Annotated in this window: 16 protein-coding genes; 6 read left to right on the top strand and 10 right to left on the bottom strand. The window is 40.9% G+C overall.

Annotation, left to right across the window (positions count from 1 at the left end; all coding sequences use genetic code 11):
- Positions 1–121: 121 nt before the first annotated feature.
- From IE056_RS00375 to IE056_RS00330, 10 genes are all read right to left on the bottom strand, one after another.
- Positions 122–412 carry a hypothetical protein gene (locus IE056_RS00375; RefSeq protein ID WP_189602641.1) on the bottom strand — a complete coding sequence of 97 codons (291 nt, stop codon included), beginning with the start codon at positions 410–412 and terminating at the stop codon, positions 122–124.
- 75 nt (positions 413–487) lie between these two features.
- Positions 488–1,234 (bottom strand): SH3 domain-containing protein, encoded by a 747-nt coding sequence (locus IE056_RS00370; protein ID WP_189602640.1) that lies wholly within the window; start codon positions 1,232–1,234, stop codon positions 488–490.
- Positions 1,235–1,236: 2 nt separating this feature from the next.
- Entirely contained in the window at positions 1,237–3,000 is a 1,764-nt protein-coding gene (locus tag IE056_RS00365; RefSeq protein WP_189602639.1) for a BatD family protein, read from the bottom strand.
- A 36-nt stretch (positions 3,001–3,036) separates the two neighbouring features.
- Positions 3,037–3,933, bottom strand: coding sequence for a tetratricopeptide repeat protein (locus IE056_RS00360; RefSeq protein ID WP_189602638.1), 897 nt, complete (start codon positions 3,931–3,933; stop codon positions 3,037–3,039).
- A gap of 13 nt (positions 3,934–3,946) precedes the next feature.
- Complete coding sequence (locus IE056_RS00355) at positions 3,947–4,984, bottom strand: vWA domain-containing protein (protein ID WP_189602637.1); 1,038 nt, start codon at positions 4,982–4,984, stop codon at positions 3,947–3,949.
- A gap of 44 nt (positions 4,985–5,028) precedes the next feature.
- Entirely contained in the window at positions 5,029–6,033 is a 1,005-nt protein-coding gene (locus IE056_RS00350; protein WP_189602636.1) for a vWA domain-containing protein, read from the bottom strand.
- Positions 6,033–7,673, bottom strand: coding sequence for a DUF4381 family protein (locus IE056_RS00345; RefSeq protein ID WP_229793601.1), 1,641 nt, complete (start codon positions 7,671–7,673; stop codon positions 6,033–6,035). Before IE056_RS00345 ends, IE056_RS00350 begins: the two co-directional genes overlap by 1 nt.
- Before the next feature lie 54 nt (positions 7,674–7,727).
- A complete protein-coding gene (locus IE056_RS00340; protein ID WP_189602635.1) occupies positions 7,728–8,594 on the bottom strand; it encodes a DUF58 domain-containing protein in 867 nt (288 codons plus the stop codon).
- Positions 8,595–8,680: 86 nt separating this feature from the next.
- Positions 8,681–9,682: an AAA family ATPase gene (locus IE056_RS00335; protein WP_189602634.1), complete on the bottom strand. Its 1,002-nt coding sequence runs from the start codon at positions 9,680–9,682 to the stop codon at positions 8,681–8,683.
- A gap of 150 nt (positions 9,683–9,832) precedes the next feature.
- Positions 9,833–10,645 carry a DUF4382 domain-containing protein gene (locus IE056_RS00330; protein WP_189602633.1) on the bottom strand — a complete coding sequence of 271 codons (813 nt, stop codon included), beginning with the start codon at positions 10,643–10,645 and terminating at the stop codon, positions 9,833–9,835.
- A gap of 152 nt (positions 10,646–10,797) precedes the next feature.
- Here IE056_RS00330 and IE056_RS00325 point away from each other — a divergent pair, with 152 nt between their 5' ends.
- The 6 genes from IE056_RS00325 (at position 10,798) to IE056_RS00300 (ending at position 16,212) form a co-directional block, all read left to right on the top strand.
- Positions 10,798–11,589: an aldo/keto reductase gene (locus tag IE056_RS00325; RefSeq protein WP_189602632.1), complete on the top strand. Its 792-nt coding sequence runs from the start codon at positions 10,798–10,800 to the stop codon at positions 11,587–11,589.
- A gap of 126 nt (positions 11,590–11,715) precedes the next feature.
- Positions 11,716–12,468 (top strand): SDR family NAD(P)-dependent oxidoreductase, encoded by a 753-nt coding sequence (locus tag IE056_RS00320; RefSeq protein WP_189602631.1) that lies wholly within the window; start codon positions 11,716–11,718, stop codon positions 12,466–12,468.
- 36 nt (positions 12,469–12,504) lie between these two features.
- On the top strand, positions 12,505–13,641 hold the full coding sequence (locus tag IE056_RS00315; protein ID WP_189602630.1) for an ATP-binding protein: 1,137 nt from the start codon (positions 12,505–12,507) through the stop codon (positions 13,639–13,641).
- A gap of 1 nt (position 13,642) precedes the next feature.
- Positions 13,643–14,371 (top strand): metallophosphoesterase family protein, encoded by a 729-nt coding sequence (locus tag IE056_RS00310; RefSeq protein ID WP_189602629.1) that lies wholly within the window; start codon positions 13,643–13,645, stop codon positions 14,369–14,371.
- A 110-nt stretch (positions 14,372–14,481) separates the two neighbouring features.
- Positions 14,482–15,486, top strand: a complete 1,005-nt coding sequence (locus tag IE056_RS00305) for an acyl-ACP desaturase (protein WP_189602628.1) — start codon at positions 14,482–14,484, stop codon at positions 15,484–15,486.
- 186 nt (positions 15,487–15,672) lie between these two features.
- On the top strand, positions 15,673–16,212 hold the full coding sequence (locus IE056_RS00300; protein WP_189602627.1) for a nuclear transport factor 2 family protein: 540 nt from the start codon (positions 15,673–15,675) through the stop codon (positions 16,210–16,212).
- Position 16,213: the final 1 nt, after the last annotated feature.

Below are 16,213 nucleotides of genomic sequence, written 5' to 3'. Positions count from 1 at the left end.
ACTGAAAAAACGGGATATCGGGAACCGGAGAGGTTCATTTTAATTCACAAAAGTGAGCGAAAGCTTATACCTGCTGGTATGCCTGGTCACAATAAAGCGGAATTATCCCTTGAGAATTTATTTATACGTTTTTGGGCGGGGGAGAAAGCACATCAAGAAAGACCTGATGGTAACCTACTCTGTAGGAAAATTGATTTTCCAATTGTTGCTTCAGGAAAAGAATACTTGCATGATTGGAATGATTCTCTTCTAATTTATATTCAAGAGACATCAAGTTTTTGGAAGAATTTTCTTCTTCATTTGCAGTAAATGCGAAAGAAACATCTACATCCTCATCGATGCATGCTACAACTGTGGGTCCGGCCACAAAGGACATAAACACCAAAGTCAGTATATAAGCTAGTTTCTTCACAATTGCAAAAATAAGAATTTAATCAAAAAGAAAAAAACTTGAAGGCAGCCAATTAGGTTAACTAATTATTAATTTTTATAAGCGTTTAAAGGTTTCCTGTAGCATCCAACCCTGATTTCCGTTGGCAAGTTCTATTTTTGACCACTCCTGAAAATCTTCCAAAACTTCCACTTTTGTACCTTCATGAAGAATAAAGACTTCTGAACTTCTGGTATTAGGTTCATTTCTTACTTCTACCTCTTCAGAAAAAATAATCGCAAAATCCTGACTTTCCTGAAGGTTCTTGCTGGAGTACCCCATGAAGATGGATCCTACTGCAAATACCACACAAACCATAGCCGCAATAAAGAAGATGCGCTTCAGTAAAGTCCTGGAGCTAAAATAATAAATCAGGAAAAACATTACAAATAGCAGCATGAAGGCGATCCCTGTCCAGCCCCAACCACTGATACTAAAAGCGGAAAGGCCTGATCTCATCCAGCCGGAAATCTCTGTTTCCGGGGTTTCTTCAATAGCATCTAAAGCCATGTTCCGTGCAAAAATGATGTTGTTCTGCACATCTTCATCTTCAGGAGCCATTTGCAGGGCCTTTTCATAATGATAGATGCTGGGGGCAATATGGTTTAATTTGTAATGAGTATTGCCCAGGTTATAATGAACTGCAACCGCGGTTTCATCGTTCTCAAGGATCTGATTGTATTTCTCAACAGCCTCTTCATAATTCCCATCGGCATAAGCAGCGTTCGCTTCTTCAAAAAGAGCAGAACTTTGCGCAAACAATCCTGAACTAAAAAATAACAACAAATAAAGGATCTTTTTCATAATTACAGCTGTTTATCTATTTCTGAAATTATCGTTACTGCTTTCTCGTAATCCTGCTTCATGGTCACATTTGAGCTCGGGGTATACCTTGCAAATTCACAACTGGTAAGAAGACCATTGAACTCACCTGCGGTAGAAGGATCTGCTCCTTTTTCCTGAAGCAAGGCATTTATACGTTCCTTGCTCATTTCGGTGGTTTGGATATGGAGTTTCGCCCTCAAATAATTATGCAAGGCTTTTTCCAAGGAAACATAGAATTCTTCTTCTTTTCCGAGATTTCTTTTAGCTTCTGAAAGGTATTTTTTCGCCAGTCTGTCGGCTTTGCGAATTCGGTTTCCACGCACGTCATTGGCCATTTCCTCGCGTCTTTTTCCCAAGAAAAATGCCAGTGGAATTAACAACAGCGGAGAAAGAAATAAGGTCCAGAACAATGGCGAACCAAGGAAAGGATCTTCACCAACAGGCCGCAAAGAAGCATTTAGTTTGATATATCTAAATTGATTGCCCGCAGCAGCAACCTGCTGTTTACCGGAACCGCCGGTCGGGGCGGTATAAGAACTTACTGCAGGCCCACTTTCCACATCGATCAAGATTTCTTCGGAAGTAAGCGTCCTGTAGGTCTCACTGTTAAGATCAAAATAAGAAAATGACATTTCTGGAATAGGGTATTTACCTTTTTGCTGAGGTACTAAAGTGTAGGTATTGGAAATGCTGCCCTGCATTCCATTGAGGTTCGTCTGAACATTTTCGGCATATTCAGGCTCATAAATTTCCATACTGGAAGGCACATTAAGAGACGGAAGATCAAATAATTTCAGGTTTCCGTTCCCGCTCACGTGAACTTTTGCCTCCAGCGATTCGGTTGCAGCCAGCGCAGTTTTATCAGCAGTCACCTTAAAATTCAGGTTTTTACCCACCGCTCCGGTGAAGTTTGCAGGCCTTCCTTCGGCAGGCAAAGGTTTAACGTTAATCGTCCTGTTTCCGGCAGCCACCGTTTTATCGATGGTGGTATAAATCCTTCCTCCAAAAATATCTCTGCGCTGGGTAGGTACATCTACTGCAACAGATAAGGTGAGAGGTTCAATATTGAGTTCTCCCGTCTTCTGCGGATATAAAACGACTTTTTTAAGCTCTACATAACGATAAGGCTCTCCCCGAAACTGCTCCTCCCTGGGTTGCATTCGCCCTATTTGAATCTCCTGATTCCAGAAATCACTGAATTTTGGATTATCTATCTGTCTCCAGTTGCTCACCCCGGTTTGCTGCCCCACATACAGTTTATAAACAACAGTTATGGGTTCATTGAGGTAAGGGTTTGTATTCGAAATTTCGGCGACGAGGTGCAGTTTTTCATCTGCAATAACCTCTGCATTATTCCCATCTGTCGGCTGGTCGACAGCCGCGGTAACTTCTACGTCAATAGGGACGGTTTTATAGGTTTTTCCTTCAATCGTGATTTCTGCCTGCCCAATAGTGAAATTTCCTCTTTTTGTAGGTGCCAGAAAATAGCTGTAGGTTTTGGAATAACTTCTTTTTCCGTTTATCCAGCTGTTGCTAACCGATTGATTTGGCCCTCCAACCACTGTAAAATTATTAAATGCAGGCGGACTGAAATTATCACCGTCCTGGTTCATTTCAAAATCAACCCGCAGGCGTTCATTTACCCCCAACTTTGTCTTACTGGCTTTCGCTTCAAACTTTACCTGAGCAAAAGTCATGTTTGAAATTGTGAAAAAAAGCGCTATAAATAAATACTTTACCTTCATTATTCTTGCTCCCTATTTTGGGTTCCTTATTAGCTTTTACCAGTCTTTTTCAGATTTTGTTTTTGCTCCTTTTGCTTTTTCAGCATTTATTTTATCCTGAACCTTTTTCTCCTCATTACCCATAGCATCCAGCAGATTTTTCACCTGTTGCGGAGAAAGCTGGCCGGGTCTTGGTTGCTGCTGTTGCTCTTGTGGCTTATCCCCTTTTTGCTCCTGATTTTCTTCATTTTGAGGGTCTTTAGGTTCTCCTTCTTCCGCTTCCTTATCATCACCTTCCTGCTGATCTTTATTTTCCTCATCGCCACCTTCTTCACTATCCTGTGGCTCGCCGTCTTCATTCTGTTCCTTCTCTCCTTCGTCTCCCTGCTGGTCTTTATCCTGATTTTGATCCTGCTCCTCCTGATTCTCATCCTGATTTTGCTCATCTTCTCCCTCTCCATTCTGCTTTTCCTCCTCCAGCATCTTCTTTGCTAAAGCTAAATTATAACGGGTTTCATGATCTTTAGGGTTATTACGTAAAGCGTTTTTATAGGCTTCTACCGCTTCACTGTATTTCTTCTGCTTCATAAAAGCATTTCCCTGGTTGTGAAAAGAGTTATGTTTTACAGGTTTTTCTGGAGTTACTTCTGCTGCTTGGGAATGACGCTGAGCAGATTCCTGGTTGATCTCCTTGTTATAATACAAATTGCCCAGGTTATACCTTGCAGCAGCATTGGAGGGATCTTTAGCGATCGCCTGCCTGTAAAAAGCTTCAGCGGAAGCAAAATCATTTTCAGAAAGAGCTTCTTCTGCTTCTTTCATGTATTTCCTTGCTTCGCGCGCAGTCTTTTCTGAATCTTCCTGTGCAAAAGACTGCACCTGGACTCCGAAAAAAGCCAGTACGAACATCATTTTCAGAAGAAAAGAACCGGGAATAAATTTATTATTTTTCATCTTCATCTTCAGGTTAACGGTCTTCGTTAAACAAATTCAATTTTTTCAACCAGGACGTGCGTCTTTCCAGCAAAAGGATATCGAACAAAAGGAAAAACAATCCTAATCCAAGAAACCACTGAAATTGCGGTTCAAAATCGGCTACCTGTTTGGCTTCAAATTCTTTTTTATCCATATTCTGGAGAACTTCAGTAACCTCTTCGATCACCTCATCGGTAACACGCCCATCAATATATGCTCCATTCGCTTCAGAAGCTATTTCTCGTAATGTTTCCTCGTTGAGACGGGTAATAACCGTCTCTCCGTTATTGTCTTTTTTATAACTCTGTATAACCCCGTTCCTCTTTTCTGGGATAGGGCCTCCCTTTGCCGTACCCACTCCAATGGTGTATATCATTATTCCTTCACTGGCAGCTTCTTCTGCAATCTGGCTGACTTCCCCCTGGTGATCTTCCCCGTCACTTATGATAAAGAGAACTCTGTTTGTCTGGTCTTCATCATTGTAATAGGTTTTTGCGAGTTCTATAGCTTCATTTATGGCCGTTCCCTGCGAGGAGACCATATCGGTATTCATCGCCTGCAGAAACAGTTTTGCAGTAGAATAATCTGTCGTGATAGGCAACTGCGGAAAAGCACTCCCAGCATAGGCGATAATTCCCACCCGATCACTTGCAAGATTATTGATGATTTGCGTCACCAGCTGCTTTGATTTCTCCAGCCTGTTGGGAGCAATATCTTCTGCCAGCATACTTTTCGAAACATCTACCGCAAAAACCACGTCAACACCTTCGCGTTTTATAGTCTCCAATTTTGTGCCAATTTTAGGATTGACCAATGCCAGCACAAATGAAGCGATCGCGAGTGACAAAACGACCACTTTTAGCATTGATTTAAAAGTGGATCTATTGGGGCTCAGCTTCTTAAAAAGCTCTTTATCTGCAAATCTTCGTTGTGTGCGTTTTTGCCAGAAAAACACCAGTGCATACAGCAACACCAACACCGGAATGGCGAGGAGTAACCAAAAATATATTTTTTCTTCCAGCAGGTACATCTAAAATCTCATTTCTAATTTCTGAATAAACTTAACTATTGTCACTACACAAAACTTCTGAAAAGGGTAAACCTCAACAGTATTTCCACCAGTAACAAAAGGCCTGCCAGTAAAACTAGCGGGCGGAATTTTTCTTCGTAATTGTAAAACCTGAATTCTTCTATCTCTGTTTTTTCCAGTGCATCGATCTCTTCATAAATCTCTTCCAGCTTCTCATTGTCTGTAGCCCTGAAGTAACGCCCCCCAGTGACATCGGCAATTTGCTTCAATAATTCTTCATCTATTTCTACACGTTGGTTCCCATACTGGAAGTTACCGTTGGGCAGAATCGCCACGGGAGATAAAGCCGTTCCATTGCTTCCAACTCCTATCGTGTATACTTTAATCTCAAACTCCGCCGCAAGTTCACTGGCAATTTTTGGATCTATAAATCCGGAATTGTTAACCCCGTCTGTCAGCAAAATGATGACTTTGCTTTCGGCCTCACTATCCTTTAAACGATTTACGGCAGTTGCCAGTCCCATTCCTATGGCAGTACCATTTTCCAGGATATCATTGTATTCAATACTTTTAAGGGAATTCAAAACGATAGATTTATCACTGGTCACCGGGGTTTGGGTAAAACTTTCTCCCGCATAGATAACCAGTCCAATCCTGTCTGTAGGACGTCCTTCGATAAATTCTGCCGCCACTTCTTTTGTGGCCTCCAGCCGGTTAGGGCTAAAATCTCTCGCCAGCATACTGGCAGACACATCTACAGCCATTACAATATCAATTCCGCTGGTAGAGCTGGTTCTGGTTGAAACATCTACTGTGCGTGGCCTTGCCATCGCAGTGATGACCAAAGCCAAAACTGCCAGTCTTAGCACGTACAACACGGGACGCAGCTTTACCATGATCCCGCTTCCGGCCTTAAATCCTTTTGTGCTGGAAATTTTCAGTTCGGCAGTTTGTTGGTTTCGTTTCCATACATACCAGGCAATGGCCAAAGGTAACAGCAACAAAAGCCAGAAAAATTGCGGATCTTCAAATGTGAAATTTTCAAACATTAATTTCCGGGGTTTTGAAGTTCAACAGAATTGAGGATACGCTGTGTAAGCTCATCGGCATAAGTATCGTCTTCATTAAATATTACGGTAATTTGTTGAAATCCGTTATTTTCAGCAAAATTCAGAATTGCGTATTCGTTGGTGAGGAATTTTCCGTTGACGGGATTTTCCATATCCAGGGTTCCGAAGATCTTTATACCCTCAGCACCATTTACCGTAGTAAAATCTTCCTGCTTCATTAAAATATTCCTGGCTCCCTGAGCTTCCAGATACCCGTAGATACCTTCTACTGCTTTTTCAAGATCTATTTGCGTTTGTGGCCCAAGCGGAACAGTGGTTACAGACACAAAATAATTCCCCAATAAACTTCCATACTGGAAAGTTTCACTTCCTGTCATCACCGCTTTGGCTTCTTCCGCCACTTTCAGTTCTCCGCGTTTCAGGACTTTAGGGGTTGTAATAGCTACAGGCGGAGTCCCATATTCACTGCGTATCCATTCCCCCTCCAGCAATTCTTTGGTAGGATGCCCTAAATACGTATCCTTAACGTAATCGAATCCTTTGGTAGTGATGAGGTATGTTGCAATTCCAAAAAACAAGAAGAAGAACACAACAACCCCGATAAGGATCTTTTTCAGTCTTTGTTTTTTAGCTTTTTTCTCTCTGTATTCCTGGTCGCGAAGCAATTCTTCTTCGGTAGGTTCAGGAATGGAAGCTTTGGTATCATTGATTACCAGTTCCACATCGCTGCGATCTTCTTTTGCTGTAATTACATCGGGCTTGGAATTCGCAAATTTGGCAAGGTCGGCACGTTGAAGGATTTTTTTCAGTTTTTCAATGGTAGTATCATTGATCTTCAATTTCCCGGATTTTCTTTCATTTTCCAGGTAAAGAATAAGTTCACCCGTCGTGCTTTCCAGCGCACGATCATACACCTCTTCATCCAAATATCTACGAACGGCAGAAGAAAGCTGGGAATAATATTCCTTTATTTCACGTTGCTCCAGCAAATGGGAATCATCCAGTTGTTTTAACTGATAAATGGCCTGCTCATAGGGAGGTAATTTATTAGCTGCCGCCTCTTTCTTCTTTTTTCTTCTGAAGAATAGATAAACCAGCAATGCAAGAACCAGAAACCCTAACAGCCACCACGCCCATGCAGGCACAGAAAAACCTGAAGTAACTTCTACTGAAGGTTTAATAGGATACATTTTTTGTTTGGTAGTATCAACCACTACATCCCGCACCTCAACCCTAAGAGAATCTGTTGTAAAAGCACGGTCATTGATCTGCACCCGTTGCTGCGGAATTACATAAGATCCCGAGTCAAACTGTGTAAGTGCATATTCTTTTAATAACCTTAGGCGGTCCTCAACCCGGCTGGTATCAACGGCATAAGATTCGATCATTTCAAGCGGGGAGAACGTCTGTCCCTCGGGAAAAACCACTAAATCATTTTCTCCTGCCTCAACAGCAATACTATAAGTGATCTGTTCCCCAATAAGAATACTAGTGGTATCAACAGACGAATTTACTTGCTGAGCCGCTATTGTAAATGAAAAGAGCATAAAGAACAAAGAGACAAGTACAGAAGTCACATAGACCCTGCTTTCCCCGGAATCCTGATTCTCTATCGACACACACAAACTTTTCATTATAGGTTTAGCATTATATTTATTATACATTTAGTTAGATCAAGCCCGGGCTTTAAAATATCCCAGCAACTTTTTCACATAGCTTTCGTCCACTCTTGTGCTAATATTTCCGGCACCACTTTTCCTGAAGCTCTCCTGAAAATAGTCTACCCGATCCCTGTAATACTTGCTGTAATTTTTTCTAACCGCTCCTGAAGAAGTATCCACCCATATTTTCTTATTGGTTTCTTCATCCTGCATCTGCACGATACCAAGGTTCGGAATTTCCTCTTCCCGGGCATCGTAGATCCTAATTCCCGTGAGGTCGTGCCTGCCACTGGTAATTTTAAGGGTACGCTGATAATCTTCTGCTATAAAATCTGACAACAGGAACACGATGGCTTTTTTCTTCATCACCTGGGATAGAAATTTAAGTGCCTGAGAAATATCTGTTTTCTGACTTTTAGGTTCAAATTCCAGTAATTCCCTGATGATCCTTAGCACGTGACTGCGCCCTTTCTTGGGCGGAATATAAAGTTCAATTCCATCTGTAAACAGGATCAATCCAATCTTGTCGTTGTTTTGAGTAGCTGAAAAAGCCAGCGTGGCAGCAATTTCTGTAATAATATCTTTTTTAAAGCTGTTACGGGTACCAAATAATCCCGATCCCGAAATATCCACCACCAGCATCATCGTCAACTCCCGCTCTTCTTCAAAAACCTTTACATAAGGTTCATTATACCGCGCGGTGACATTCCAGTCGATATTCCTTACGTCATCTCCAAACTGGTATTGACGCACCTCGCTAAAAGTCATTCCCCTTCCTTTAAAGGTAGAGTGATACTCCCCGCCAAAAATATGATCGCTGAGGCGGCGGGTCTTAATTTCTATTTTCCTGACTTTTTTGAGTAATTCTTTGGTATCCATAGGGATTCTCTGGTCATTTCCGCTGTGGCGGAAACTTTAGTGCAACTTTAAATTAAAAACCATCTTTTCCTTTTTCAGGAAGGTTTTTATGGCACCTCTATCTCGTTTACAATTTTGGTAATTATATCTTCTGAAGTTACATTTTCTGCTTCGGCTTCATAGGTAATTCCCACCCTGTGTCTTAGCACATCCTGTACTATTGCCCGCACGTCTTCGGGGATCACATATCCGCGGCGTTTAATGAAGGCATAGCATTTTGCCGCTGTGGCAAGATTGATACTTCCTCTTGGAGAAGCTCCAAAACTTATAAGTGGTTTTAAATCCGAAAGATTATATTTTTCAGGAAAACGGGTAGCAAATACTATGTCGAGGATGTATTTTTCAATTTTTTCATCCATATAAACTTCCCGCACCGCTAATTGCGCCCTGCTTATTTGCTCCAGGCTTACTACAGGATTTACCTGCTCATAAACACCTTTTAGATTAGCACGAACAATTAACTGCTCTTCTGCCATTTGCGGATAATCGATCACCGTCTTTAGCATAAAACGGTCTACCTGGGCTTCCGGCAATGGATAAGTTCCTTCCTGCTCTACAGGATTTTGGGTCGCCATTACTAAAAATGGCCTGTCAAGTATAAAGGTTTCATCCCCAATTGTTACCTGCTTTTCCTGCATGGCTTCCAGCAAGGCAGATTGTACTTTTGCCGGTGCACGGTTGATCTCATCTGCAAGGACAAAATTGGCAAAAATAGGCCCTTTTTTAATGCTGAAATCATTTTCCTTCATGTTAAAAATGAGCGTACCTACCACATCTGCAGGAAGTAGATCGGGCGTGAATTGTATACGGCTGAAACTTCCCTGAACTGCCCTGGACAGTGTATTGATCGCGAGGGTTTTTGCAAGCCCCGGAACACCTTCCAGTAATATATGCCCCTGACCAAGTAAACCAATCAAAAGACGTTCAACCATATGCTTCTGCCCTACAATCACCTTTTTCATTTCGTTGCTAAGAACGTCTACAAAGGCGCTTTCTCTTTCTATTTTTTCATTGATACCCGCGATATCAACCGTAGTATTTTCCTGCATTTTATAATAAAATTAGATGGTGAAGATAGCTACATAAAAGCTAACTGCACAAATTCAGCAAATATTCAGCCAAGAAAAGTTAAATTTTCGTTAAAACAAAAAGCAGCGAAGATTTTTCCGCTGCTTTTCATCAAAAATATGTTTAAAAAATTATTCCACTTCCGGTAAGTAGATAGTGTCTTCCAATTCTGTTACGTCACCAACCTCTACTTTTACATTATTCACTACTTTGAATAAGTAAGCAGATTCTGTATCTGGAGTAACAGTCACCTTATAAGTTCCTGCAGGTAAACCGTTCAGTTTAAAATTTCCTTCGTCATCGGTATATGCAGAAACTGAAGTATCTGCATTTTCAGCAACAACAAGTGCCTGAACATCTGTAGGGTGTACAGATCCAAAGATACTTCCGGTTTCGGCTACTGCAGAAAGTCTTAGTACAGGGTGAAGATTAAAATTTCCAGATTCCCCGGCCTTTACCACAGATTTATCCACATCGAAATCAAGGATAAACTTATATTCAATATCCGCTTCCAGTTCCTGATCTACCTGAAGTTTCAAACCTGCAGTTTGTGCACTTGGGGTATTCAATGTCTGAGAAACACCATTCACTACAATAGTGTTATTGTCACCAAGAACCAAGCGCATTTGACTAAGGTAACCAGCAGGAATTTCTGTGTCGGCCAAAAGCTGCGTTTCCCCTCCGGTTAATGTTAAAAGGTCATAGGTACCTGTCCTTACATTTTCCAGGCTTACCCAACCTTCTTCTTCATTTTCATTTGCTTCTCTTTTGATCATCACATCCTCAACCTCAACCCAGACTTCTTCATAGTCTCCCGGGGCATCTGTCAATTCAACAGAAATCCTGGCGGTATCTTCAGTTGTTCCGTTAGAGTCATCATCGCTACAGCTTACGAGTCCTACAGAGAATAATAATGTCATTAAAACAAATTTGTACTTTTTCATAATTGTCGATTCTTTTAAGTTTAGGCCTGATAACGGCGGAAAACCTCTTATTATATGGGGACGATTAAAAATTAACTTTACTTAACTATCATTAACCATGCTTTAACAACAACCTCCTCTGTCCTGAGAGTTATGTTTCTTACTTTTAAAATATGAGGAAAAGAAATTCATACTCCAGGATCATTCAGAATGTAGCCGGTTGGGGGTCAAACCATACTAACTTCAGAAAAGGTAAAATTATAAATTTGCTGCACGACTGCGTGGAGCACAGTATCACCTCTTTCAACTGTACCGATTATTTCGGAAATCATGTTGACCGCACTTTTGGAACAGCACTTAGTGAAAGCGGACTCAGCAGGGATCAAATTCAGCTGATAGGAAAATTCAGGACTTCTGAAGGAGCAAAAGACCTGGTATCGGGAGTTGATGAATTACTTCTCGATCTTAAAACTGATTACCTGGACCTGTTGTTGCTGGAAATGCCCACTCAGCCAGAGAGGTTGAAAGATGATATGGAAAAACTGATTTCACAGGCCAAAATCAAAGAAATAGGAGGCTCCAATTTTCAGGAGCAGGAGTTACAATCTTTCAGGGAAACTGCTCCAATCCTGGCAAATCAGCTTCAGCTGGACCTGTTTTCCGAAGCAGGGAAACGCAGCTTACAGTCAATTTCCTCCACTTCAGAAGAAATTATCCAAATAATCTACTTTGATCTTGAGAAAGCAGCACAGGAGACAAGTGAAAGCAGTGTTCTGAAAGAAATTGCTGCAAAATATAATTTAGGCAATTTCCAATTATTGCCGGCATGGCTCCTGCAGCATTCCATGCACCTGCATTTAGAGATTTCTTCTGCGGAAGAAGAGGAGCTTTCTATGCTAACTGCAGCGAAAGAGGTACAGTTAACAACTGTAGACTGGCAAAAGATCAATCTGCTTTTATCCTGAGAAATAAATGTCGAGGGGTTTCTCTTTTTAAAGAAATGAGCCCTTAAAAAGCAGAGGGATTTGTATTTTTGAAAGGCACGGAAACGCAATGGGGCATATAGCTGTGCAACCACAAAACAATTATCAATGAACAAAACAGCATTAATTACAGGTGCTACCAGCGGAATTGGAAAAGCAACAGCCATAGCTTTTTCTGAAGAAGGAATCAACCTAATCATCTGCGGAAGAAGAAAAGAAACCCTGGAAAAATTACAAACTGAACTGGAGAAGAAAGTAAAGGTTCATATTTTATCTTTTGATGTTCGAAACAAGAAGGAAGTTTTTGAAGCCATTGAGGAACTTCCCGAAAATTTCAGCAAAATTGATATCCTGGTAAACAATGCCGGAAATGCCCATGGCCTTGACCCCATCCAATCGGGAAATATAGACGACTGGGAGGCAATGATCGACATAAATATAAAAGGCTTGCTCTATGTGAGCAAAGCTGTGATTCCTCAAATGGCAGAGAGAAAGCAGGGGCATATCATCAACATTGGTTCTATTGCCGGAAAGGAAGTTTATCCTAACGGAAATGTTTACAGTGCCAGCAAACATGCGGTGGATGCCATCAATAAAGGGATGCGCATTGATTTGAATCAACAGGGAATAAGAGTTGGTGCCGTTAATCCGGGGCTGGTGGAAACAGAATTTAGTGAGGTTCGTTTTAAGGGCGATAAAGAAAGAGCAAAATCTGTTTATGAAGGCTTTGATCCTTTAAAGCCCGAGGATATTGCAGATATTATCCGATTTGTGGTAACGCGTCCTTATCATGTAAACATTGCAGACCTGCTGGTGTTACCAACCGCACAGGCAAATTCCACCATTGTAAACAAGGAATAGTTGTTATTAACAAATCCAAAGGAATACAACTAAACCATGATCAACAAGCGTCTTTTAATTAAAAACCTGCTCGCTCACAATAGCGAAAACAGCTTTTACGATAAAAAACGCCAGGTAAATTTTGCTGAAAAAGAAGGAAAAGCAAAGTTTTTAAAACACGTTTGCGCTTTGTCCAATTCCAATCCTCACAACAATTCCTACATCGTCATTGGCGTGGAAGATGAAGATAACGCAATTACCGGAGTGGATTTTTTTGACGACAGTAAAATCCAGAATTTGATCAACGCCTACCTTGAAAATCCGCCACGGGTTTCTTACGAAAACATTCCTTTTCCACATTTACCCGATGATCTGGTGGTGGGACTGGTAAGCATTCAGCCAAATGGCGAGAAAGTTTGTGTCCTTAAAAAGAATATCTGGAAATATACAGCCGGTACAGTTTTCTTCAGAGAAGGAAGTATAAGTATGCCGGCTCCCGTTCTAAAAGACATTCAAAATAAAAATAAGGAAGTGGTAGCTGCTATTGAAGCCCATTCCCAGAACAACATAGAACTAACACTGGATGGAGTTTTTGATTTCTTCAGCAAACATGAAGACATTCATCCTACTTATAAAGTGTTCAAAGAATATTTTGTAGTATGCTGGTCTGGCAAGAAAATAAAATCTGGAGAAAACACATATTATTCAAGAGTGGATATTGCTTTGATCAACGAGCAGGTAAAACTTTTTTATTCAGAATTGGACGAGGTGAGCATAGAAATTACAAATGATTATTTCAGGATCATTGAATATGTACATCTTGGGCTTAATGATCATTTCAGGTATTATCCCCTGGAAGAAGTAAGTATTTTTTTCCGCGACAATGCCACTTATGATATGCAGAGCAAACTTCTTTTCGAGCCGCCGCAGTTTGACAGGAAAATTCTGTATCATATTTACAATACCAATAATGCATTGATAGGAAAGCTGAAGAAAAATGTGCAGCTGTCACCTCACGAAGAGAAAGACCTGCACAATTTACCTTCTACTTATCTTATTTGCTATTTTAACGGGTTTCAGGATGCAATCGAAAAGCTTGAAGAAGCAAAACCACTTTTAAAAAATTACAGTGACGCTGTTTATCAATTATACAAGGACAGCAGCAGGATCTTAAGAAAAGTAAAATACAATTAGAATGAGCAGAATACTGGCTATTGGTGATATTCACGGCGGGCTGAGAGCCCTAGTACAGTTAATGGAGCGGGCAGAGATCACTCCGGAAGACCGACTCATATTTTTAGGGGATTATGTAGATGGCTGGAGCGATTCGGCCAATGTGGTGTCCTATTTAATAGAGCTGGCCAAACAAAATACCTGTATTTTTCTCCGCGGAAATCACGATGATCTTACCCACCGCTGGTTAAAATCGGGAGAGTTAAATGATAAATGGCTGCAGCATGGCGGCCAGTCCAGTATTGATGCCTATCGCCAATTTTCAGATAAACAGAAAGAGGAACACATTACCTTTTTTGAACAAATGCTCAACTACTACATTGATAAAGAAAACCGGCTTTTTGTTCATGCCGGCTTCTCCAACCTTAAAGGTCCCGAACAGGAATACACTCCCACTCCACTTTACTGGGATCGCACCTTGTGGGAAATGGTACTTTCCATCGATCCTAATTTAAAAAAAGGAGATACGAAGTATCCAAAAAGGCTGGAATTGTTCGAAGAGATTTACATTGGTCACACCCCGGTTACCCGCATAGGCAAAACCAAGCCCTTTCATTCTGCAAATGTCTGGAACATTGATACTGGCGCTGCATTTAAAGGAAAAATATCCCTTATTGATGTGAATTCCAAGGAAGTGATCCAAAGTGATCCCGTGTGGGAATTATATCCGGAAGAAGAAGGTAGAAATTAAGACGATTTTAAATATCTTCTATTTTTAGTTTATTATCTTTGGAGATTAAAGTAGCCCCTTAATAAATATTTGGTGTAGTTATTGAATCCCCAATAGAATAGAAGAACAATATGGCATTAGAGAATATACGATTAGAGGTAATGAAGACGGTTGAGAAATCTATTGATGATTTCGTGGACAAATATCTTGTACCCGTAGAAGATATTTGGCAACCTACAGATTTACTTCCCAATTCACAGAATGAAAACTTCATGGAGGAAGTAACCCAGCTAAGGGAAGAATCCAAGGAATTGGGTTACGACTTTTGGGTGGTATTGGTAGCCGACATGGTTACTGAAGAAGCTCTTCCTACTTATGAGTCCTGGTTAATGGATATGGAAGGTGTTGAACAACACGGTGCTGCTGAAGGAAAAGCTAATGGCTGGTCAAAATGGATTCGTCACTGGACAGGGGAAGAAAACCGACATGGGGATACGCTGAACAAATATTTATATCTCTCCGGAAGGGTAGATATGAAGGAGATTGAAAAAACTACACAATACCTTATTAATGACGGTTTTGATATTGGAACCGGAAGGGATCCATACAGAAACTTCATCTATACAAGTTTTCAGGAACTGGCAACCAACATTTCCCACAAGCGCGTGGGACAGATCGCACGGAAAAAAGGAAATAAAATGCTGGCAAAAATGTGTAACATTATTGCCGGAGACGAAATGCGTCATCACCTCGCTTACAGGGAATTTGTAAAGACGATTTTCGAATATGACCCAAGTGAAATGATGATCGCTTTTGAAGACATGATGAAAAAGAAAATTGTTATGCCGGCCCAGTTCATCAGGGAGTCTGGTCAGGGCATTGGCGATGCCTTTGAGAATTTCTCCAATGCAGCACAAAGACTTGGAGTGTACACTACTCATGACTATATCGACATTCTTCAGAAATTAAATGATTTCTGGGAAATTGAGAAAATGACTTCACTTACAGACAGGGCTGAAAAAGCAAGAGACTATCTGGTAAAATTACCGGATAGAATGACCCGCATCGCAGACCGAATTGCCGTGCCACAGGATTCTCACCAGTTCAAGTGGGTACAGCCAAATGGTACTTTATAAGGAAATTTCTATAAAAATATTTTAAGAAACCCTACTGCTGAATTGCAGTGGGGTTTTTAATTTTTCAGGGTGTATTGGAAAACACCCCAGCCTGATTTTTAACTACTTCTGAAAAATTCATTCGTCCAGATCAAAAAGATCAAGACTTTCCATGAATTCCTTATCTTGGACAAATATTTTTATCCCATGAAAAAACTGCTCATTTACCTGCTTCCGGTATTCCTGGTTTCCTGCGGAGAAAAACCTGAGAAATCTGAAAATATCCCTCCGGAAATATACTATGAGAATCAAAATCCAGAAGCAGCAATTAATAAAGCGCTGGAGCAATGGCATGCAGCTGCCGGAAATGCTGATTTTGAATCCTACTTTTCCTTAATGGCCGAAGATGCCGTTTTCATTGGTACAGATCCTACCGAAAACTGGTATAAACCGGAATTCAAAGAATGGGCAAAACCCTATTTTGATCAAGGAAAAGCCTGGAGCTTTACCAGCCTTGAACGAAACATCTTTACCGCAGAAACGGGCGAAACCGCCTGGTTTGATGAACTACTGGACACCCAGATGGGCATTTGCCGCGGCTCGGGAGTGATGATTAGGGAAAATGGCGATTGGAAAATCAAACATTATGTATTATCCATTGCCATTCCGAATGAAAATGTTTCAGAAGTAACGGAATTGAAAAAGAAATTTGACAAAAATCTTATCTCAAAGTTAAACTCAAAATAAT

The sequence above is a fragment of the Salinimicrobium marinum genome (assembly GCF_014651535.1).
GTDB lineage: Bacteria > Bacteroidota > Bacteroidia > Flavobacteriales > Flavobacteriaceae > Salinimicrobium > Salinimicrobium marinum.
Note: the sequence above shows the minus strand (reverse complement) of the source record. Positions and strands in the feature narration are given on the sequence as shown.